The sequence below is a fragment of the Phytoactinopolyspora halophila genome (genome assembly GCF_003287285.1).
Taxonomy (GTDB): Bacteria; Actinomycetota; Actinomycetes; order Jiangellales; family Jiangellaceae; genus Phytoactinopolyspora_A; species Phytoactinopolyspora_A halophila.
The window spans coordinates 325,914-346,280 of record NZ_QMIG01000002.1; the positions used below are offsets into that span (position 1 = coordinate 325,914).

Sequence of the window (20,367 nt, forward strand, 5' to 3'; positions counted from 1 at the left end):
TCACGGCCGCGTTCAGGAACGCCAGCGACGGTTCCGGCGCCGGCGCTCGATGACCTCCCGGATCGGAGGGACGACGACGCCGTGGGCGGCCATCCTCCTCCGCACCAGGCGGCGAGTGCGGAGGATACCGATGAGGCCGGTCAGCCAGATCACGTAGTGCAGGCATAACGCGACGCGGAGATCATCGAGTCCGTAGGTGCTGGCTCCGCCCGTACGTATGTCGATGACCAGGCCGATAGCCAGGATCGTTACGAGTGCCGCGGTGAAACCCCCGACGTTGACCATGCCGGTGGCCGTACCGAGCCGGTTCGGCGGGTTGAAGGTGCGGGCGAAATCGAAGCCGATCATCGATCCCGGGCCGCTGAGGGAGAGCGACAAGATCAACAGGACGAGCAGCCAGAGCGGAGCCTCCCCTGGCCAGGCCAGCACCGCCGTCCACGCTGACGCATTCGCCAGGACGACCCCGAGAACCAGCCACGACCGCCGCAAGGGGTGGCGCTGGACGAGCACGCCCACGACGGGCCCAGCTGCGGCACCGGCCAGCACCATCAGGGTCAGAAGCGAGCCGGCCGTACCTTCCGAGAGGCCCTGACCTGCCACCAGGAAGGGGAATCCCCACATCATGGCGAAGACCATTCCAGAAAAGCCGGTGGAGAAATGCGTCCACAATCCCAGCCGCGTACCAGGATGCTGCCATGCCTTCAGCAGATCACTACCGACTCCAGCCCAGGTGATGCGCTGCACGGGCCGGGTGCGCACGTCCGGCGAATCCCGCAGCAGGGCAATCGCGAGCACCGCGATGAAGACGCTCACGCTCGCCACCGAGCCGAACGCCGGCGTCCATCCCCACATGTCCAGCACGAGCACGAACGGCACTGCGGAGAGCACCTGACCGAGCTGGCCGATCAGCCCGGTGAGTTGGGTCAGAAGGGGAACTCGACCAGGCGGGAACCATGCCGCGACCAGCCTGAGCACGCTGACGAACGTCATAGCATCGCCAGCGCCGACGAGAACTCGCCCGCCCATGGCGACCTGCACCGAGGCCGCTACCGCCAGGACGAGCTGGCCGAGGGCCATCACGACGGCTCCGATGATCAGCAACCGTCGCGGGCCGATCTGATCGAGAAGGATGCCAACCGGAACCTGGAGGCCGGCATAGACGAGGAGCTGCACGACCACGAACGACGCGAGGACACTCGCCGTCGTTCCGAACCGTTCGGCCGCAGCCAAGCCGGATACGCCGAATGACGTGCGGTGCAGGACGGCGACGATATACGCCACGAGCCCGACGCCCCACACGGTCCAGGCGCGCCGCGAGGTTGACATCGGTCATCATTGTCCCGCATCCACGGTGCTGTCGCATGCCGCCTTGCGGGACACTCCGACCGATCAACGTCAAGTCACGTTGCCGCCTTCGTGATGTACGACGACAGGGAATCCCGCTCGACCTCGAGTTCGGTGATGCGGCTCTTGACCACGTCACCGATACTCACGATCCCCACCAACCGGCCATCGGCCAGCACGGGAACGTGCCGGAAGCGTCCTGTCGTCATCACCCTGGATAGCTCTTCGAGATCCGTGTCGGGAGTACAGGTCTGAACCTCGGACGTCATGATCGCCGACACCGGCTCGGACAGGATCGACACGTCATAGCTAGCCAGCGCACGCACAATGTCCCGCTCGGAGACGATGCCGTCGACCAAACCGTCTCCGGCCGACACCACAACGGCGCCGATGTGGTGGTCGGCCAGGACTGCGAGCAGGGTACGGACATCGTCCTCGGGGCTGACACTGACGACGGAGTTTCCCTTGATCCCAAGCAGATCCGATACGTGCATGGGAGCCTCCTCGGATTTGCGGAGTACACACCGTGTCCTTGCACGGTAAGGGGTCCACACGCGTCGCGAAAGACTTTCGTGGAGATCCGATCCCTCCCGGCCGGTTCCGGCGAAAGCCAGGCCCACGTGACTCGTCTCACGACGGCCAGGTATCGTCTTTTAGACATACGCGCAACGATGCACGTATTTCATCCACTTCACTACGGATCGTCCGGCACGTACCTGCCGGTGAAGGGAAGTAACACCATGGCCACAGTCACGTACGACAAGGCAACCCGGATCTACCCGGGCCAAGACGCACCCGCGGTCGACAATCTCGACCTGACCGTCGAGGACGGCGAATTTCTCGTTCTCGTCGGCCCATCGGGCTGCGGAAAATCGACCAGCTTGCGGATGCTCGCCGGTCTCGAAGAAGTCGACACCGGCGCGATCCGGATCGGTGACCGCGACGTCACCCACATACCGCCCAAGGACCGGGACATCGCCATGGTGTTCCAGAACTATGCGCTCTATCCGCACATGACGGTTGCAGCGAACATGGGCTTCGCGTTGAAGATCGCTGGCACTCCCAAGGCCGAAATCCAGCGACGCGTGATGGAAGCAGCGAAGCTCCTCGACCTCGTCGAATACCTCGACCGCAAGCCCAAGGCACTCTCTGGTGGTCAGCGGCAACGTGTGGCGATGGGCCGGGCGATCGTCCGGGAGCCGCAGGTCTTCCTCATGGACGAGCCGCTGTCCAATCTGGACGCGAAGCTCCGCGTGTCCACCCGTACCCAGATCGCCTCGCTCCAGCGCCGGCTCGGAATCACCACGGTCTACGTCACGCACGACCAGATCGAAGCCATGACGATGGGCGATCGCGTGTGTGTCCTCAAGGATGGTGTCCTGCAGCAGGTCAACACACCGCTGGCGCTGTATGACAAGCCTGCCAACGTCTTCGTCGCGGGTTTCATCGGCTCGCCGGCCATGAACATCGCCACGTTCGACATCGTCGACGGGAAGGCACAGCTCGGCGAGGCCAGCGTTCCCGTCCCCACCTCGGTGCTCAGCGCGGTTTCGGCCGAGGATTCGTCCACCCTCACCATCGGGTTCCGCCCCGAGTCACTGGTGCCGGCATCGAGTGACAACGGCGGCGGTGGTATCCCCGTCACCGTCGATCTGGTCGAAGAGCTCGGCGCGGACGCCTACGTGTACGGGCACCCGACCGGCCCCGCAGCCGCCGAACAGGTCGAGCGGATGCGCAGCGAGGCCGTCATCGCCCGAGTCGAGCCCCGCATGGCACCGAACAAGGGTGACAAGGTCGTCTTCGCGGTCCGCGAGGGCGAGTCGCACTTCTTCTCCGCCAAGACGGGCGAGCGCATCGAACCCTGATCCGTCTCGCATGACATCGTTCGGCAGGGGGCGCTCGACGCATCGGCGCCCCCTGCCGAACGATGCGACGGGTGCCGCTCTCAGACGCGCCGTCGCACCGGACGCGGGAGAATCGCGAGAATATGGCGTATGGAACTGCGCATCCTGGCCACACCCTTAGAACAGCAGGAACTACTCGATCTTCCGTGGGACATGCCGCTCGAAGAGTGGCCCGAGTGGTATCTGGTTGCGCTGCCACGCGGTATTTCCCGGCACGTCGTACGGTTCACCAGGTTGGGGCAGCAGATCTATGCGCTGAAAGAGGTCGTACAGTCTTTCGCGGATAGGGAGTATCGCCTCCTACGCGACCTCGAACGCCTCGACGTACCCGCCGTTCAGGCCGTCGGCGTGGTCAGCGGGCGGGAGGCACCCGGCGGTGAGCCTCTCGATGCCATCCTGGTCACTCGTCACCTGCAATTCTCTCTTCCCTACCGGGCGCTCTTCGCCCGGATGATGCGCCGGGACACTGTCGAGCGCCTGATCGACGCCCTCGTGGTTCTGGTCGCCAGGCTGCACCTGCTCGGTTTCTACTGGGGAGATTGCTCGCTTTCCAACACGCTCTTCCGCCGCGACGCGGGGGCGTTCGCCGCGTACCTGGTCGATGCCGAGACGGGAGAGCTACACGATCGGCTCAGTGACGGCCAGCGGGCACACGATCTGGAGATCGCACGGGTCAACATCGCCGGAGAGATGATGGACCTGGCGGCCTCCGGACACCTCGACGACACGGTCGATCCCATCGCCATCGGAGACCATGTCGTGGAGCGTTACGAGGCCCTGTGGGCGGAGCTGACCGAATGGGAGTCATTCGACGTCAACGAGCGCTGGCGGATCGCGCGCCGGGTGGAGCGCCTCAACGAGCTCGGTTTCGACGTCGCCGAGCTCGACATCGTCACCGACATCGGTGGCCGCACCGTTCGGGTACAGCCCAAGGTCGTCGATCCCGGCCATCACTCGCGTCGCTTGCTCCGGCTCACCGGGATCGATGCGCAAGAGAATCAGGCCCGCCGGCTGCTAAACGACCTCGACGCCTATGCAGCCGAGACCGACCAGCAGGGCGAAGACGAGGCGATCGTGGCGAATGCCTGGGTTCTCGACTGCTTCGAACCGGTTATCCGCGGCGTGCCCCGGGAGCTGCGCGGAAAGCTCGAGGCACCGGAGATCTACCACGAGGTTCTCGAACACCGGTGGTATCTCTCCGAAGAGGCCGGACACGACGTGGGGATCATGGAAGCCACCCGGGATTACGTCAACTCCGTGCTCCGGCACAAGCCGGACGAGCTGGCGGTACTCGGCGGGACGAGTGCGGATCCCGAGGACACGCAGCCGCTCGGCATACCGTGGAACGATCTTCGTTGAGCGCGCCGATGACACGAGGTTGCTGCGCGCTCGAACGCCGGGATGCTATTTTCTCTCCGGCATAGCTGACGTCGTGGAGATATTCGGAGATATTCGTGAAGTTCACTGCACGCTTGACTGGGAGGTGCATGGCAGCGCTGACCAGTTGTGCGGTCGGGGGAGCGGTGACGCTGGTCGCGGCCACCATGCCGGCCGCAGCTCAGGAATCCGTCGAGACCGACAACTACCGCGCTCCATCCGCACCTCTTGTCGGAGGAAATGCCGCGTACGAGTACGCGCCGTCGGTGATGTACGAGGACGGCATGTACCGCATGTGGTACTGCGCCCAGGTCCCGCACAACAATGTGGCGGGCGACGACATCCTCTACGCGGAGTCGGCCGACCCGGACGGACCCTTCACCGCGCCCGGCGGTGGGGACCCGCAGCTGGTCTTCGAAGGCCGTGGCGACGGCAGCAGCTTCGACAGCCAGCACACCTGCGACCCGTCCGTCGTGAAAGTCGACGGCACGTACTACATGTACTACGGCGCCGCGATCGACGACGGCGAGACCACCATGGGTGTGGCCCGCAGCGCCGACGGCATCGAGTGGGAACGCATGGTGGACGAGCCGATCGTCGCCCCGGCACACCAGGCAGACCACGGCAACGATTACGGCGCCGGTCAGCCGAGTGTCACGTACGTAGACGGCCAGTTCTACATGCTCTTCACCGACACCACGGGTGCCGGCGCCGATCCGAACAACGGCGCGGGCCAGTTCGCCTGGCGCTCGCCCGACCCCACGTTCCAGACAGATGTGGAAGTGTTCACGGCCGAGGGGTGGCAGGAGCGGACCTCCGCGAACTCGCGTAGTTTCTCGGTGGTCAACGGATTCTCCGTCGACTGGCAGTACTCGGATGCGCTCGAAACGTTCATCATCGCTCACCACAACGACGAAGGCGTCACGACGCTCACCTTTCTGGACGGCGAGAATCTCGCCGAGCACTCGTACGAACAGGTGAACGTCGATGGAGCATGGGCCGAGGGGCCGGGCATCGTTTCCACTCCCGCGCAGCACGCGATCGACGATCCGCAGGGCGAGTGCGGGCGCGTGCTGGTCGACCTGATGCATGCCAGCCACGGCGAGCCCCCGCAGGATCTGGTGCACAAGGGGATCGACGTCATCGCGCCGATCGACTGTGAGCCGGAACCGACCCCGACGCCCACGTCGACCCCGACCCCCACGCCAACCCCAACGACCACACCAACGCCGACGCCCACTCCGACACCGACGTCGACGCCCACGCCGACCCCGACGGATGAGCCCACCGAGGATCCAACCGAGGAACCCACGGACGAGCCCACCGAAGAACCCACGGACGAGCCCACCGACGATCCGTCCGATGACGAGGACGACGACTTGCCGGACACCGGAAGCGAGACCGGCATCGTGGCGGGTGCCGGCATGGCGTTGCTGGCTGGTGCCGGCGTGTTGCTGTACGTGACACGCCTGCGCACGCACGGGAGTGCCTGATTCGCTCTACCGTCAGCCACGGAAACGAACAAGCCGGGGCGGGCCCGTAGATACGGCCCGCCCCGGCTCATGTCCGGCTCGTCACCCGTTCACGTGCCATTGCGCTCTAAGTCGCGCGCGATGACCAGCCGCTGTATCTGGTTGGTTCCCTCGAAGATCTGCATGACCTTCGCCTCCCGGAAGTACCGCTCCACGGGGTAGTCACGCACATAGCCCGCCCCGCCGAAGACCTGCACGGCATCGGTGGTCACCCGCATCGCGTTGTCGGTGGCCACGAGCTTGGCGACGCTCGCTTGATGCCGGTACGCCAGCCCCGCGTCACGGCGGGAGGCAGCCGTCAGGTACAGGGCCCGGGCCGACTCCACCGCAGCCGCCATGTCAGCCAGCATGAATCCCACACCCTGGTGCGTGATGATCGGCTGGCCGAACTGTTCGCGTTCCTTCGCGTAGGACACGGACGCTTCGAGAGCCGCCTGGCCCAATCCAGTCGCGATAGCGGCGATCCCCAAGCGACCGGAGTCCAGTGCTTGCAATGCGATACCGAAGCCGTCGCCCTCGTCACCCAGCCGTCGCTCGGTGGGCACGCGCACCTCGTCCAGATATACGAGGGTGGTCGGTGACGCGTTCAGCCCCATCTTTCGCTCCGGCGTTCCGAAGGAGAGCCCGCCGGCATCGGCTGGAACCAGGAAGCATGAAATCCCGCGCGAACCGCCGTCCGACGTGCGGGCGAAGACAGTGTAGAAGTCGGCCTGCCCACCGTGCGTCACCCACGCCTTGGTGCCCGTCAACACGTAGTGCTCGCCATCCCGGACGGCACGAGTGGACAACGCGGCAGCGTCCGAGCCGGCATGTGGCTCGGACAGACAGTACGCCCCTGACAGCTCGCCGCTCACCATGTCGGGAAGCCACCGTTTGCGCTGTTCTGCCGTGCCGAATGCCGCCAGCGGCCAGCATGCCAGGGTGTGCACGCTCACGCCGAGCGCTACCGTCGCCCAGCGCATGGCCAGCTCTTCGAGTACCTGAAGATAGACCTCGTATGGCTGGGCGCCCCCGCCGACGTCGTCGTCGTATGGCAGACCCAGTAGCCCAGATCGGCCGATCAGCCGCAGCACGTCTCGCGGGTAATCGCCGCTGGCTTCCGCAGGATCCGCGCGGGGCCGAAGCTCGGCGTCGCCGATGTCGCGAACGAGCGTGAAAAGGTCGCCCACCTCGGGGGTCGGCGTGATGCGCGCAACGGGCATGTCGTCATACCTCCAACGGCTCGCCGCCGGACGGAGGTCATCCACCGGCGGTGGTCGTCCATTCGACCAGTACGTGTGCACGGGTGGTGACCCGAATCACACACGAACCGGAGCACGACAGCATACCTCAGCCAGACCAGATATCAGCGGCGGGCGCGGGCAATCTCATAAAGCGCAACACCGGCGGCCACCCCGGCGTTCAACGACTCGACCTCCCGAGCGATCGGGATCCGCGCGACGAGGTCACACGACTGCGTCACGACTCGGGACATGCCGGCACCTTCACCGCCGACGACGAGGCACAGCGGCTGGTCGAGCACGGCAGCGTCGGCGACGTCGATCTCGCCCGCCCCATCCAGGCCGACGACGAACAGTCCCGCGTCATGATAGGCACGCAACGTACGCGCCACGTTCGTGGCTCGCGCCACCGGGGTGCGCGCGGCGGCGCCGGCAGAGGTCTTCCACGCCCCCACCGTCATCCCGGCACTGCGGCGCTCGGGAACGACCACGCCGTGGGCACCGAACGCTGCGGCCGAACGAACTACGGAGCCGAGATTGCGCGGATCCGTCACACCGTCGACCGCGACGATCAGCGGGGCCTCGGCCGCGTCGTACGCCGACTCGACGAGCTCGTCGGGATGCGAATACTCGTACGGTGGCATGGTCAACGCCACACCCTGATGCACGGCATCACCGGTCAGCCGATCCAGCTCGGCACGCGGCGTCTCGAGCAACGGCAACCCTCGCTCGGACGCGGCACGCAGTACCTCCCGCACCCGGCTGTCACTGTCGATGCGTTCGGCAACATACAGCGCCTTGACCGGAACTTCTGCTCGCAACGCCTCAACCACGGCGTTGCGTCCCGCGACCGTCTCGGCCGAGGCGGCACGGCCACGCGCGCCCGCTCCTCCCGATCGCTTCGGCCCCTGCTGCTTCTTCTTCGCCGCCTTGCGTGCGGCCGGATGCCCGGTGCGGTCCTCGGCACGGGGCGTCGGCCCCTTGCCCTCGAGGCCACGTCGACGCTGACCGCCGGAGCCGACCTGCATCCCCTTCTTGGTGCCCGGCTTGCGCACCGCGCCTCGACGGCGGGAGTTTCCTGGCATCAGTCGGCGCTCCTCGAACTGTCGGCGAAGTACCATCGGCTACCCGACGGTCCGTCCTCGACGACGATACCCAGCGTGTTGAGGTGATCGCGCAGCGCGTCCGCCTGGGCGAAGTCCTTGCGCGCGCGAGCTTGCTGGCGCTGATCGAGGATGGTCTCCACGAGGCCGTCGATGACGTGCCGCAGCCGCTCACCAGCACTTCCGACGGAGTCGAGCCCGAGCCACGGTTCGGCGAACGGATCGAGCCCCAGAACCTGCAACATCGCTCGGACATTCGCCAGGTTCTCGGCCAAGCCGGCCGAATCCCCTGCCGTGAGCAAGCTGTTGCCCTCCCGGACCGCATCGAACAGCACCGAAAGCGCCTGCGGCACCGCGAGATCGTTGTCCATGGCCGCTGCGAACTGTTCCGGAACACGGAGGGCGGGTTCGGTAGCTCCAGCCACTTCCATCGCCCGGTACACGTATCCCTCGATCCGGCGAAAGGCCGCGGCGTCGGCCGCCATCGACTCCTCGGAGAAGTCGATGTTGCTCCGGTAGTGTGCCGCGAGCAGGTAGTAGCGCAGCTCGATAGGCCGGATCCGGCGCACGACGTCCGCGACGAGCAACGAGTTGTCCAGTGACTTGCTCATCTTCTCGCCGGACATCGTCACCCAGGCATTGTGCATCCAGAACCTGGCGAATCGCTGCCCCGCGGCCCGCGACTGCGCCAGCTCGTTCTCGTGGTGGGGGAATCGCAGGTCGATTCCCCCACCATGGATGTCGAACTCGTGCCCCAGGTACTTCGCGGCCATCGCCGAGCACTCGAGATGCCAACCCGGCCGTCCCCGGCCGAAGGGAGTGGGCCACGAGGCCGACTCCGGCTCGTCCGGTTTGTGACCCTTCCACAACGCGAAATCGCGCGGGTCCCGTTTGCCGCGCCCTTCGCTGTCACCGGCCGGCTCCATGTCGTCGAGGCTCTGACCCGACAGCTCGCCGTATGCGGGCCACGAATGGACGTCGAAGTACACGTCTCCCGATCCATCCTCGGCCGGATAGGCATGACCGTTCTTGATGAGCATCTGCATCAGCTCGACCATCTCCGGCACGTGTCCCGTCGCCCGCGGCTGATATGTGGCCGGCATGCATCCGAGCACCTCGTAGGCGGCGTCCAGGGCACGCTCGTTCTCGTAAGCCCATGCCCACCACGGCCGACCGGCGTCGCCGGCCTTCTGCAAGATCTTATCGTCGATGTCCGTGATGTTGGCGACGATGGTCACCGAGAGACCCTGGTACTCGAACCACCGGCGAAGCACGTCGAACACGACTTCCTTGCGGATGTGCCCGATGTGCGGTGGTCCCTGCACGGTCAGACCACAGTGGTAGATGCCCACTTTTCCCGGCTGGACGGGAACGAAGTCACGTATCTCTCGCGTGGCGGTGTCGTACAGGCGAAAACTCACCGGACAAGGGTATAAGACATGTCGGCCGGAATTGAGGCGTGGCCGAGCACTCGGTCCCAGACACGACGCCGAACACTACGAGGCGGAGCGAACAGCTGCTGGACGTGATATCGCACGAGGGCCTCGGCGTCCTGCTCGGTTCGGTCATGGCCAGCGCAGCCGTCCTTCTTCTCGCCGCCACGGTAAGCCATGACGCTTCCCGCGCGCCGGGATGCCCGGCACGAAACCTAGCTGATCGTCAACGATCGCCTACATGGACGTGTGCGCGTCCGACCGCCGTACGTGCCGCTTCATCTTCGTGGAGAATTGGACGTCGAGTAACGAACAATCGTTACGCTTACCGGTACTGCCAGCTTCGCCAGAGTCATGACATCCGTGGAGCGCTGCTCGTGTCCGACGTCGATCGTTCCGCTGCCGACTCGTCCCGACGCGTTCAGCCCGTTTCAGGTCGACGGAACACACGAGCATGGTGGATTCCACCGGTGCTCAGCTTCATTCTGACCGGAGCCATTCTCGGACTCATGACCTGGCAGGTCGTGGTGCGGGGGCCGTTTGTCGCCTGGGACTGGCCGTTGCATCGGTACGTGGATCCGATCCAGCCGTCAGGTCTGCCCCGCGAGCTCTTGAATCTCGTCGCGAGCCTCGGGGGCCAGCGCCTGTACACCTTGCCGATTCTCGTCGTGGTCGGTGCGTGGGTGACCTGGAAACAACGCAGCCCACGAGTGCTTGTCGCCATCGGCGCCGGACTCGCAACGGTGTTCTTCGTGGGATACTGGATCAAGTTCAGTCTTGCCCGGACCCCGCCGCACACCGGCATCGACATCCTCCACGGTCAGGGGCAAGCATTCCCCTCCGGGCACACCGCCAACGCCACGCTCACCTGGATACTCATCGTGATCGTGCTCTTCGGGGCACGCGGGTGGTACCCGAATCGGCGCCTCTTCCGGCGCTGGCTCGTGGCGGCGCTCCTCCTGGTCTTCATCTCCGGCATGCTGATGACGCTGCTCGACTATCACTGGCTCAGCGACATCCCAGGGGGATGGATGCTCGGTGCCCTGGCGCTGTCCGTCTCGACCGCCATCTTGCGCGCACCCGTTCCCTGGCCGCGCCTGAGCTGGCCACCCCGCTGGCGTTCAGATCATCACTAGGGCGACCGCCACTGCCGCGAGGCCCTCTCCCCGGCCCGTCAGGCCCAAGCCGTCGCTCGTCGTCGCGCTCACGCTCACCGGAGCGCCCACCGCCTGCCCGAGCACGTCTTCGGCCTCGGCCCGACGAGTACCGATCCGCGGCCGGTTGCCGATGACCTGAACCGAGACATTCCCGATCGTCGCGGGCTCGCGCCCCACCAGCCGCGCAACCTCGGCCAGCAACGCCACGCCGGAAGCATTCGACCATCGCGGATCGTCGGTACCGAACACCGTTCCCAGGTCGCCGTGACCGAGAGCGGAGAGGAGCGCGTCACACGCCGCGTGCGCAACGACGTCGCCGTCGGAGTGACCCGCGCAACCAGCCGGCTCGTCAGGCCACCACAATCCGGCAACCCAGCACGGACGCTCCGGCTGGAACGGATGAACGTCGACGCCCACCCCCACGCGCGGCGTCACGAACTGGCCCGCCGTGCCAGGAGTGCTTCGGCGAGAAGCACATCGAGCGGGTGAGTCACCTTGAATGCCTCCGAGTGCCCGGGAACGATGTGGACCTGGTGGCCCGTTCGCTCGACGAGGCTCGCGTCATCCGTGGCGGGCTCGTCCGGCGCGGCCGCGCGGTACGCATCCTCCAACACCTCGCGGCGGAATCCCTGTGGTGTCTGCACCGCCCGCAGCACCGTACGGTCCGGGGTCCGCACGACTACTCCCCGATCGTCCACTTCGCGTAGGGTGTCGACGACAGGAAGGCCCGGAACCACGGCATCGTGGCCACCGGCGACGGCGGAGACCACATCGCCGAAGAGCGCCGGCGGGGTCAGGCAACGGGCCGCATCGTGGACGAGCACGATGTCGATATTCCCGGGCAACGCATCCATGGCGCGACGCACCGAGTCTTGCCGGCGCTCGCCACCTTCCACGACGCGAGCCTCCACGGTGTCCGGTAGCTCGTATTCGAGTTGCTCGTGGATACGCGTCTCCCAGCGGCTCGGCGCGGCGATCACGATGCTGGACACCGTACCCGAGCCCACACCAGCACGCAGCGCATGCGCCAGTACCGTGGTCCCACCGATGGCGTGTAAAGCCTTCGGCAGCTCGCTTCCGAGACGCGTGCCCATGCCAGCGGCCGGGATGATCAATCCCACCTCGGCCACCGCCACCTCCATGTCGCCCGTCGAAGCCCCGGGCTGCCCGGGCCGCTCGTGGCGACTCGGCCAGCCCGAGACAACCTACCTGACCATCACGAAGGTGGAACGCATGCCCTAGCCGGCGAGGACTTCGTCGAGCAGTGTCTCGGCTTTGTCCTCGTTGGTATGTTCGGCCAGCGCAAGCTCGGAAACGAGAATCTGGCGGGCCTTGGCCAGCATGCGCTTCTCACCGGCCGAGAGGCCACGGTCACGCTCCCGGCGCCAAAGGTCGCGGACGACCTCGGCCACTTTGATCACGTCACCGGAAGCTAGCTTTTCCAGGTTTGCCTTGTACCGACGGGACCAATTCGTGGGTTCCTCGGTGTGTGGAGCGCGCAGTACCGAAAAGACTCGGTCGAGTCCTTCCTGATTGACCACGTCCCGAACGCCGACCATGTCGACATTGTCCGCCGGAACCTTGACGGTCAGATCACCTTGGGCGACCTTCAAGACGAGGTACTGGCGTTCCTCTCCTTTGATGACCCGAGACTCGATCGCTTCAATGAGCGCAGCCCCGTGGTGCGGGTAGACAACCGTCTCGCCGACCTTGAAAGTCATATGTTCCTGTCCCCTTTCCCGGAACAAGGATAGCACGTCTCTGCTAGACCACTAGAGCATTTATGCTGGTCAGAGCGGAAGCTAGGGGTTGACAATCGGCCATCGGCGTGTTCCCGACATTTCCCGCAGTACATCAGTGCCGGTCGCAAGCTTGATGACCAGGCGACGGACGTCTCGAAGCCACCAGCTACCCTTGACGGCGGCCGGTCGTGAAGTTGCCCATCGTACGAGGAGTAGCCCGGTGAAGTCTGCCGTTCGCCGCCGCGTGCTAGTCGGCGTCCCGATCCTTGCTCTCGCCCTTGGAGGGTGTGCGGTCCAGGAACAGACCCAGGGCTGGTATCCGCGATACGACGGGGTGACGGCCGAGGCGGGAGACGTCGGCATTCGCAACATCGTCGTCGTTTCCTCCAGCGATGGGCGCGCCACGCTATTGGCTATGTTCGCCAACGACGGCGCAGATGATCAACTCGTCGGTGTCAATGTAGCCGACACGTCCGCGACGCTACCGGATGGGCCCGTCGACATCCCAGGAGACGGCTACGCGACGCTCGGCCCGGACGGCACCCGGATCGAGCTGACCGACGTCGATCTCGATCCGGGCCTGCTAACCGAGGTCGAGTTCCGGTTCGACCGCGCACCACGCACGGCGGTGAACGCACTCGTCTCGAAGGCGGAGGACCGCTACGCCCACATCGAGTTCCCCGAACGCGACAGTTCCGGCGGGCCGGACGAGGCGGACGACGGCGTGGACGACGAGACGGGCCAGCCCGAGGAAAGCGACGAGACAGGGCAGCCCGACGAGGACGCCACCGATCAGGACGACGGCTAGGGCATCATCCGTCGACAGAGATCGCGTCGGCACGTCCGCGAGAACCTCGTGACGGGTACGCTCGATGGATGAGTAACCGCTCTCTGAACGGCCCCCGGGAGGATCCAGCCCCCGCCAACGAACCGGTCACGATCGGACTCGTCGCCCGCGCCGCGAACGTGTCACGGGCGACGGTGTCCCGGGTCATGAACGGCAACACGAAGGTGGCCCCGCACCTGGCGGACCGGGTCCGCCAGGCTGCCCAGGAGCTCGGCTACGAGCCCAGCCCGGTCGCGCGCAGCCTCGCGCTCGGCCGGACGGGAATCGTGGCCATGCTCGTTCCCGATCTCGGCAATCCGATGTTTCAGGGAATCCTGCACCGTCTCACCGAAGCCGCTGGCGATCAGAATTACCGGCTGCTGGTCGCGGACTCGAACGAGAACCTCCAGGAGGAGCCCCTGCTCGCCATCGAGGCGCGGCGCCGCTGCGATGGCCTGGTGCTCTGCGCTCCTCGCATGCCAGATGAGCAGCTACGGGAACTCGCACCGCGGCTCTCCCCCTTCGTGCTCATCAATCGCGAGTTACCCGAGTCCCCCGCCCCCACGCTGACCATCGATTTTTCCGCCGGTATCCGTGACATCCTCACGCACCTCCTCGGCCTGGGACATCGCCGGCTGGCGTACCTCGCCGGCCCGGATACGAGTGCATCGAACCACGCCCGGCTCGAGACGCTGCGCACGAGCGCGGGGAAGGAGTTCGACCTCGTCGAACTCCCGTGTGGTGCCGCCTTCGCCGATGGCCATTCGGTAGCCGATCAGCTCGTCGACATCGACGTGACGGCAGTGATCGCGTACAACGACCTGGTCGCCTTCGGTGTCCTCAGCAGGCTTCATGAACTCGGTATCAGCGTGCCGGCACAGATGTCGGTCGTCGGATTCGACGACATCGAGTTCGTCCGTTACACCACACCGCCGCTGACCACCGTGTCGGTCCCGCTCGATCAGCTGGGACCACAGGCCTGGAGCCGGCTCTGGGCCTTGATGCGAGAGGTTACGGTCGAGCCGGACGTGCGCTTTCGCCCACGGCTCGAGGTCCGCGGCAGCACGGGACCAGCTCCACGCGACTGACCTGCACATTCGCCACGCTGGTACGCTTTCTGGTCGGAACTCCACGGACGATGCTCGCTCGGCTTGAAACCGGTTTCTGATACGCTGGCCGGACTGTGGCCACGCAGACGATCGCTGCCGCGAGACATGTCGCTGAAGGAGTGGTATGACCGAGAAAGACGGTTCGGACGATCGCCTGTTCCCTACGGAACCGTCGGTCCGTTCCATCGCGAAGGAACTATACTCGCAGGTCAAAGACGTCCCACTGATCTGTCCGCACGGACACGTCGATCCGCGGGTCTTCGCCGACAACGCACCGTTCCCGGACCCTGCCTGGCTCTTCATCATCCCCGACCACTATGTCCACCGGATGCTTCACTCCGCCGGCATCAGCCATGCCGCACTGGGCCTTCCCGGCGTCGACGGGAGGCGCGGGGAGACCGACTCCCGACGCATCTGGCGCATCCTGTGTGAGAACTGGCACCTCTTCCGCGGCACGCCTAGCCGCCTCTGGCTGGAGATGGAGCTGTCCGAGGTGTTCGATGTCCATACTCCGCTGTCCGCCGCGACTGCTGACGAGATCTTCGACCAGCTCACCGAACGACTGAACGAGCCCGAGTACCTGCCCCGGGCACTGTTCGAGCGATTCAATATCGAGGTACTCGCCACCACCGACGACGCCACCGACGAACTCGCTTCCCACCGGAGCATCGCGGACGATCCGTGGCCCGGCCGCGTCATCCCGACCTTCAGACCGGACAAGGTCATCGATCCCGAACGGCCGTCGTTCCACGACTCGATACGTACGCTCGCCGAGATCACCGGCGAGGACACCACGTCGTACCCGGGATATCTGGCCGCCTTGCGGCAACGGCGGGAGTACTTCCGCGGCTTCGGCGCGACCGCCACCGACCACGGTCATCCCAGTGCGCTCACCGCCGAACTCTCCAACACCGAGGCCGAGCACCTCTTCAAGCGCATCATCGAGGGCGATTTCGGGCCGCAGGACGCCGAACTGTTCCGTGGTCACATGCTCATGCAGATGGCTGCCATGAGCCTGGACGACGGCCTGGTCATGCAGATCCATCCGGGATCGGCACGCAACCACGATCCGGCCCTCTTCGCTCGATACGGGCCGGACCAGGGCGCCGACATCCCGGCGCCGACGAACTATGTCGACCATCTCAAGCCGCTGCTCAACAGATTCGGAAACGAGCCCTCGTTCACCGTTGTCGTCTTCACTCTCGACGAGGCCACGTACTCCAGGGAACTCGCGCCGTTGGCCGGTTACTACCCCGCGATGCAGCTGGGGCCCGCCTGGTGGTTCTACGACAGCCCGCACGGGATCCGCAGGTACCGGGAACTGGTGACGGAGACCGCCGGATTCTTCAACACCGCGGGCTTCAATGACGACACCCGCGCTTTTGCCTCGATTCCGGTGCGTCATGACGTCGCCCGGCGCATCGACTGTGGATATCTGGCTCAGCTCGTGGCCGAGCACCAGCTGCCCCTGGACGAGGCGCACGCCACCGCGTATGCCCTGGCCTACGGCCGGGCCAAGGAGGTTTACCGACTGTGAGCTCCGAACGCCTCGGACTCGCCACGCTCGACGCCCTCCCCTCTACTATCCGGCCCGGCTATGATCCCCGCGATCTCGCGATCGGACTCGTGCATCTCGGTGCCGGTGCGTTTTTCCGCGCGCACCAAGCCATGTACACCGACGCCGTCGTGGCTGGCGGTGATCACCGATGGGGAATCTTCGCCACCAGCCAGCGCTCACCCACGGTCTCGGACATCCTGAATGCGCAGGACGGCCTCTACGGCGTCCTCGAACGCTCGACCCGGAACGGGGCACGTGGCGCGGTCGTCGGTGCGGTCCGGCGTGCCGCGTGCGCTTCCGCCGATCCGCATGCGGTGGTCGACGCCATCGCCGATCCGGCCGTTCACGCGGTCACGCTGACCGTCACCGAGAAGGGCTACCGCGCCCAGGAGGGGCAGCTGGCCACCACCGACCCGGAGATCGAAGCCGACCTGGCTGGGCGCCCACCGCTCACCGTCGTGGGTCAACTGGTGCGTGGCATGCAGAAACGCGACGCGGCCGGCGCCGGGCCGATCGCGCTCATCTCGTGCGACAACCTCAGCGACAACGGTTCGGTGCTGCGACGACTCGTCCACCAATTCGCCGATCGCCTCAACGGAAACGCTGCGCCGAGGATCGGCGAGTACATCGAACGACACGTGACGTTTCCGTGCACGATGGTCGACCGCATCGTCCCGGCGACGACCGACGCCGACCGCGCCGACGTCGAACGCCTTCTCGGTGTCCGCGACGATGCCTGCGTCGTCGCGGAACCCTTCAGCCAATGGGTCATCGCCGACGAGTTCCACGGCCCCCGGCCAGCGTGGGAGCGGGCCGGAGCCGTGCTCACCGACGACGTCGCCGGCTACGAACAGGTCAAGCTTCGCCTGCTCAACGCGACACATTCGCTCATCGCCTACCTCGGGGGCATATCCGGATACGCGACCATCGCAGAGGCGCTGTGCGATCCGTCAATCGAGTCGGCGGCACGCAGGCTGATCGACGACGACCAGATTCCCACACTGCGCGCGCCGAACGGGCTCGATCTACGCGCCTACCGCGAGGACGTACTGTCCCGGTTCGCCAATCCAGCGCTGGGCCACACCACGGCCCAGGTCGCGATGGACGGCAGCCAGAAGTTGCCGCAACGCGTGCTCTCGGCTGTTCGACAGCGTCGTGCCGCTGGCGCCATGCCCGCCACGGCCGCCCTGCTTGTCGCGGCGTGGATGCGCTTTCTCCTCGGCCGCGACGACCAGGGGCGCCGGCTGGAGGTATCCGATCCGCTCGCGGATCGCCTGGTGCCGCTGCTCTCTCGCCCCGCACCAGCACGCGAGGTAATCCGTGACACCGTCGAGATCAGCGGGGTGTTTGGCCCCGACCTCTGCGCCGACGAGGACCTTCTGGACACGATCGCCGCCTGGTTCGACGCACTGTGCAACCACGGCGTGGCCGAAACCCTGCGAGGAGCGTGATCATGGAGACGAGAACCCGCTACGCCGTTGTCGGTCTGGGCTCGCGTTCCACGATGTTCACCCGTGCATTGCTGGATGCCCACCGCGACAGCGGACAGCTGGTCGGGCTGTGCGATGTCAACGGCACGCGGATGAACCACCACAACGCACGGTTCGCCGACGAGTTCGGCCTCGATCCGGTCCCGTGCTACGACGCCGCGGACTTCATCCGCATGCTCGATGAGCAGCAGGTCGACGCCGTGGTCGTCGCATCTGTCGACCGCACACACGATCACTACATCGTCACCGCGATGGATCACGGCTGTGACGTGATCACCGAGAAACCGCTCACCACCGATGAGACGAAATGCCAGCGGATTCTCGACACCCGGGCACGCACCGGTCGGGGGCTCACGGTGACGTTCAACTATCGCTACGCACCTCGCAACAGCGCGGTTAAGGAACTCCTCGCGTCCGGAGCGATCGGAGATGTCCAGTCCGTACACTTCGAGTGGCTCCTCGACACCCGGCACGGCGCCGACTACTTCCGCCGCTGGCATCGGGACAAGCGGAACTCCGGTGGCCTGATGGTCCACAAGTCCAGCCATCACTTCGATCTGGTGAACTGGTGGCTCGACGCCGTACCCCGTACCGTGTTCGGCTTCGGCGATCTGCGCTTCTACGGGTGGGACAATGCCGAGGCACGCGGCCAGCGAGGGCGCGGCTATCGAAATCTCGGCCGCCCCGATCTGAGCGACGATCCCTGGGCCATCGACCTGTCTGGCGACCCGGAGCTCCGGGCGTTATATCTCGATGCGGAACACGAGGACGGCTACGTGCGCGATCGCGACGTCTTCAGCGACGGCATCAGCATCGAGGACGACATGGCCGTTCTCGTCCGCTACGACACCGGTGCCACCCTGAGCTATCACCTCACGGCGTACTCGCCGTGGGAGGGATATCGCGTCGGCCTCAACGGCACTCACGGACGGGTCGAGCTCCAGGTGGTCGAGCGGTCCTACGTCAGCGGCCAGGTCATCGATCCGAATGCCGCGGGCGCCGATCAACCCGGAAACGAACCGATCGACCACACGCGGCTGACGGTCCAGCCGCTGTGGGCACCGGCCCGCACCGTTCCCGTCGAGGAAGAAGGGGGCGGAGGTCACGGAGGGGGTGACCGGCGGCTGCTGGCCGACATCTTCGGCCGGGACACCGATCCTGACCCGCTCGGACGCGCGGCCGGTCACGTGGACGGCGCGCTCGCGATGCTCACGGGCACCGCCGCGAACCGTTCCTTTGCCACTGGACTTCCCGTGCAGGTCAGTGATCTCGTCACCTTCCCTCAATCCGACCGAGCGGCACTCGACGAGTCAGTGCGGCGCCGGGCGGTGTAGAAACCCGTTGGCCGGAAACGGAGTACCGGTTCCTCGTATTCTTCCAGCGCATGGGCGATCCACCCGATATTGCGGGCCAGAGCGAAGATGGCCTCACCGGCATCCGGGCGCATGTCGTGAATGTGCATCATGGCCGCGAGCGCGAGGTCGACGTTCGGCGGCCACCGTTCGCCACGCGCCATCTCCTCCGTCAGCGTGTCCACGGCCCGGAGGACCGGGTGGGCTCCTTCCTGCTCACGCAACATCGAGAAGATCATCTGTGCGCGTGGATCGACGTCCTGGTAGACGCGATGCCCGAATCCCGGAATCTCCTCGCCACCACGCAGCCACTCGGCCAGGGCAGCAATCGGGTCGGCACGAGCTTCTGCCAGGAACCGGTACGAGAGCGTGCTCGATACGCCGTGGTAGCGCGCGTCGAGTGCGCCGAGCCCGGCAGAGACGACCGCGTAGGGATGCGCACGAGCGCTCGCCGCCACCCGTGCCGCCACGGTCGACGCAGCGAGACCATGATCCGCCAACAAGATCAGCGCCGCGTTAAGCAGCCCTGGTGGCATGGGGCGATCCGTCAATGCCGGCCACAGCCGTTCGGCGAGACCGGTACCGGTCGTGGCCGGGACCGCGAGCACGTCCGTCAGAGCCCCCACCAGGGCTCCGGCACCCGGCAGGATCCGCTCGGGTGAGAGATCGAAGCGGAGAGGATCGGCGGCACCCAGGACGACGATGGCAACGCGAAGGCCGTCCGTGAGCCGAGCGGTGGACGGCAAGGAAGCGACCGCGGAGCGCGCCACGTCGACGATTTCGGCCGGCGCCGTGCAGCGCACACCCTCCGCGAGAGCTCCCGTCCACAGAAGGTGGGCCACCGACTCCGGGGACGACGTGGTGGCGAGCTCGGTAGCGTCGTGGCCACGATAGTGGAGCCGGTCGTCTTCGACGACGGAAATCCCCGTCCCGATCCGTTCGACCACCCCGGATGCCGATCTGCTGTGGTGCGTGCGCTCGGCCAATCGCTCCACGTCCTGGTACGCGAACAGGCTCCCCCGCCGATCCCGGGCCCGGACACTCTTGAGCAGACCGCGGCTGACGTAGGCGTAGACGGTTTCCGGCTTGACTCCCAGCCGGTTCGCGGCCTCCGCCGTCGTCAGATAACGCTCGTCTCGTTCCACGATAGTGACCTTCTCGCAGTTTATATTGACTGAATCAACATTGACACTTCTCTGGTCAAGGGATCAATGTTTATC

18 protein-coding genes are annotated in these 20,367 nt (G+C 66.0%); 9 read left to right on the plus strand and 9 right to left on the minus strand.

Features of this window, described 5'->3' with window-relative positions; all coding sequences use genetic code 11:
• Positions 1-12 precede the first annotated feature (12 nt).
• Together DPM12_RS04010 and DPM12_RS04015 are read right to left on the minus strand one after the other, a co-directional pair.
• Positions 13-1,326, minus strand: coding sequence for an MFS transporter (locus tag DPM12_RS04010; protein WP_112256963.1), 1,314 nt, complete (start codon positions 1,324-1,326; stop codon positions 13-15).
• A 74-nt stretch (positions 1,327-1,400) separates the two neighbouring features.
• Positions 1,401-1,838, minus strand: coding sequence for a CBS domain-containing protein (locus DPM12_RS04015; protein WP_112256964.1), 438 nt, complete (start codon positions 1,836-1,838; stop codon positions 1,401-1,403).
• 246 nt (positions 1,839-2,084) lie between these two features.
• On the opposite strand from DPM12_RS04015, the gene DPM12_RS04020 reads away from it, so the two are divergent.
• The 3 genes from DPM12_RS04020 (at position 2,085) to DPM12_RS04030 (ending at position 6,118) form a co-directional block, all read left to right on the plus strand.
• Entirely contained in the window at positions 2,085-3,209 is a 1,125-nt protein-coding gene (locus tag DPM12_RS04020) for an ABC transporter ATP-binding protein (protein WP_112257144.1), read from the plus strand.
• 129 nt (positions 3,210-3,338) lie between these two features.
• Complete coding sequence (locus tag DPM12_RS04025; protein WP_112256965.1) at positions 3,339-4,607, plus strand: DUF4032 domain-containing protein; 1,269 nt, start codon at positions 3,339-3,341, stop codon at positions 4,605-4,607.
• A 128-nt stretch (positions 4,608-4,735) separates the two neighbouring features.
• Entirely contained in the window at positions 4,736-6,118 is a 1,383-nt protein-coding gene (locus DPM12_RS04030) for an LPXTG cell wall anchor domain-containing protein (RefSeq protein ID WP_112256966.1), read from the plus strand.
• 89 nt (positions 6,119-6,207) lie between these two features.
• Here DPM12_RS04030 and DPM12_RS04035 read toward each other — a convergent pair whose 3' ends face one another.
• The 3 genes from DPM12_RS04035 to cysS all read right to left on the minus strand — a co-directional run bounded on the left by DPM12_RS04035 (position 6,208) and on the right by cysS (position 9,901).
• On the minus strand, positions 6,208-7,359 hold the full coding sequence (locus DPM12_RS04035) for an acyl-CoA dehydrogenase family protein (protein WP_112256967.1): 1,152 nt from the start codon (positions 7,357-7,359) through the stop codon (positions 6,208-6,210).
• Between the two features lie 143 nt (positions 7,360-7,502).
• Positions 7,503-8,462 (minus strand): 23S rRNA (guanosine(2251)-2'-O)-methyltransferase RlmB, encoded by a 960-nt coding sequence (gene rlmB / locus DPM12_RS04040; RefSeq protein ID WP_112256968.1) that lies wholly within the window; start codon positions 8,460-8,462, stop codon positions 7,503-7,505.
• A complete protein-coding gene (gene cysS / locus DPM12_RS04045; protein WP_112256969.1) occupies positions 8,462-9,901 on the minus strand; it encodes a cysteine--tRNA ligase in 1,440 nt (479 codons plus the stop codon). Before cysS ends, rlmB begins: the two co-directional genes overlap by 1 nt.
• A 482-nt stretch (positions 9,902-10,383) precedes the next feature.
• On the opposite strand from cysS, the gene DPM12_RS23065 reads away from it, so the two are divergent.
• On the plus strand, positions 10,384-11,049 hold the full coding sequence (locus DPM12_RS23065; RefSeq protein ID WP_158542728.1) for a phosphatase PAP2 family protein: 666 nt from the start codon (positions 10,384-10,386) through the stop codon (positions 11,047-11,049).
• On the opposite strand, the gene ispF is transcribed toward DPM12_RS23065, so the two are convergent.
• The 3 genes from ispF to DPM12_RS04065 form a co-directional block, all read right to left on the minus strand.
• On the minus strand, positions 11,035-11,505 hold the full coding sequence (gene ispF / locus DPM12_RS04055) for a 2-C-methyl-D-erythritol 2,4-cyclodiphosphate synthase (protein WP_211658382.1): 471 nt from the start codon (positions 11,503-11,505) through the stop codon (positions 11,035-11,037). The genes DPM12_RS23065 and ispF overlap by 15 nt on opposite strands.
• Positions 11,502-12,212: a 2-C-methyl-D-erythritol 4-phosphate cytidylyltransferase gene (ispD, locus tag DPM12_RS04060; RefSeq protein WP_112256971.1), complete on the minus strand. Its 711-nt coding sequence runs from the start codon at positions 12,210-12,212 to the stop codon at positions 11,502-11,504. Before ispD ends, ispF begins: the two co-directional genes overlap by 4 nt.
• A 96-nt stretch (positions 12,213-12,308) precedes the next feature.
• Positions 12,309-12,791, minus strand: a complete 483-nt coding sequence (locus tag DPM12_RS04065; RefSeq protein ID WP_112256972.1) for a CarD family transcriptional regulator — start codon at positions 12,789-12,791, stop codon at positions 12,309-12,311.
• 241 nt (positions 12,792-13,032) lie between these two features.
• Here DPM12_RS04065 and DPM12_RS04070 point away from each other — a divergent pair, with 241 nt between their 5' ends.
• From DPM12_RS04070 to DPM12_RS04090, 5 genes are all read left to right on the plus strand, one after another.
• The gene (locus tag DPM12_RS04070; protein ID WP_112256973.1) at positions 13,033-13,620 is read left to right on the plus strand and encodes a hypothetical protein; all 588 of its coding nucleotides are present in this window, start codon (positions 13,033-13,035) and stop codon (positions 13,618-13,620) included.
• Positions 13,621-13,688: 68 nt separating this feature from the next.
• A complete protein-coding gene (locus DPM12_RS04075) occupies positions 13,689-14,726 on the plus strand; it encodes a LacI family DNA-binding transcriptional regulator (protein WP_112256974.1) in 1,038 nt (345 codons plus the stop codon).
• Between the two features lie 145 nt (positions 14,727-14,871).
• Positions 14,872-16,284, plus strand: a complete 1,413-nt coding sequence (gene uxaC / locus DPM12_RS04080; protein WP_112256975.1) for a glucuronate isomerase — start codon at positions 14,872-14,874, stop codon at positions 16,282-16,284.
• Positions 16,281-17,756 (plus strand): mannitol dehydrogenase family protein, encoded by a 1,476-nt coding sequence (locus DPM12_RS04085; RefSeq protein WP_112256976.1) that lies wholly within the window; start codon positions 16,281-16,283, stop codon positions 17,754-17,756. The genes uxaC and DPM12_RS04085 overlap by 4 nt, the downstream gene beginning before the upstream one ends.
• Before the next feature lie 2 nt (positions 17,757-17,758).
• Positions 17,759-19,129 (plus strand): Gfo/Idh/MocA family protein, encoded by a 1,371-nt coding sequence (locus DPM12_RS04090; protein ID WP_112256977.1) that lies wholly within the window; start codon positions 17,759-17,761, stop codon positions 19,127-19,129.
• Here DPM12_RS04090 and DPM12_RS04095 read toward each other — a convergent pair.
• A complete protein-coding gene (locus tag DPM12_RS04095) occupies positions 19,078-20,292 on the minus strand; it encodes a citrate synthase (protein ID WP_211658386.1) in 1,215 nt (404 codons plus the stop codon). The genes DPM12_RS04090 and DPM12_RS04095 overlap by 52 nt on opposite strands.
• Positions 20,293-20,367 lie beyond the last annotated feature (75 nt).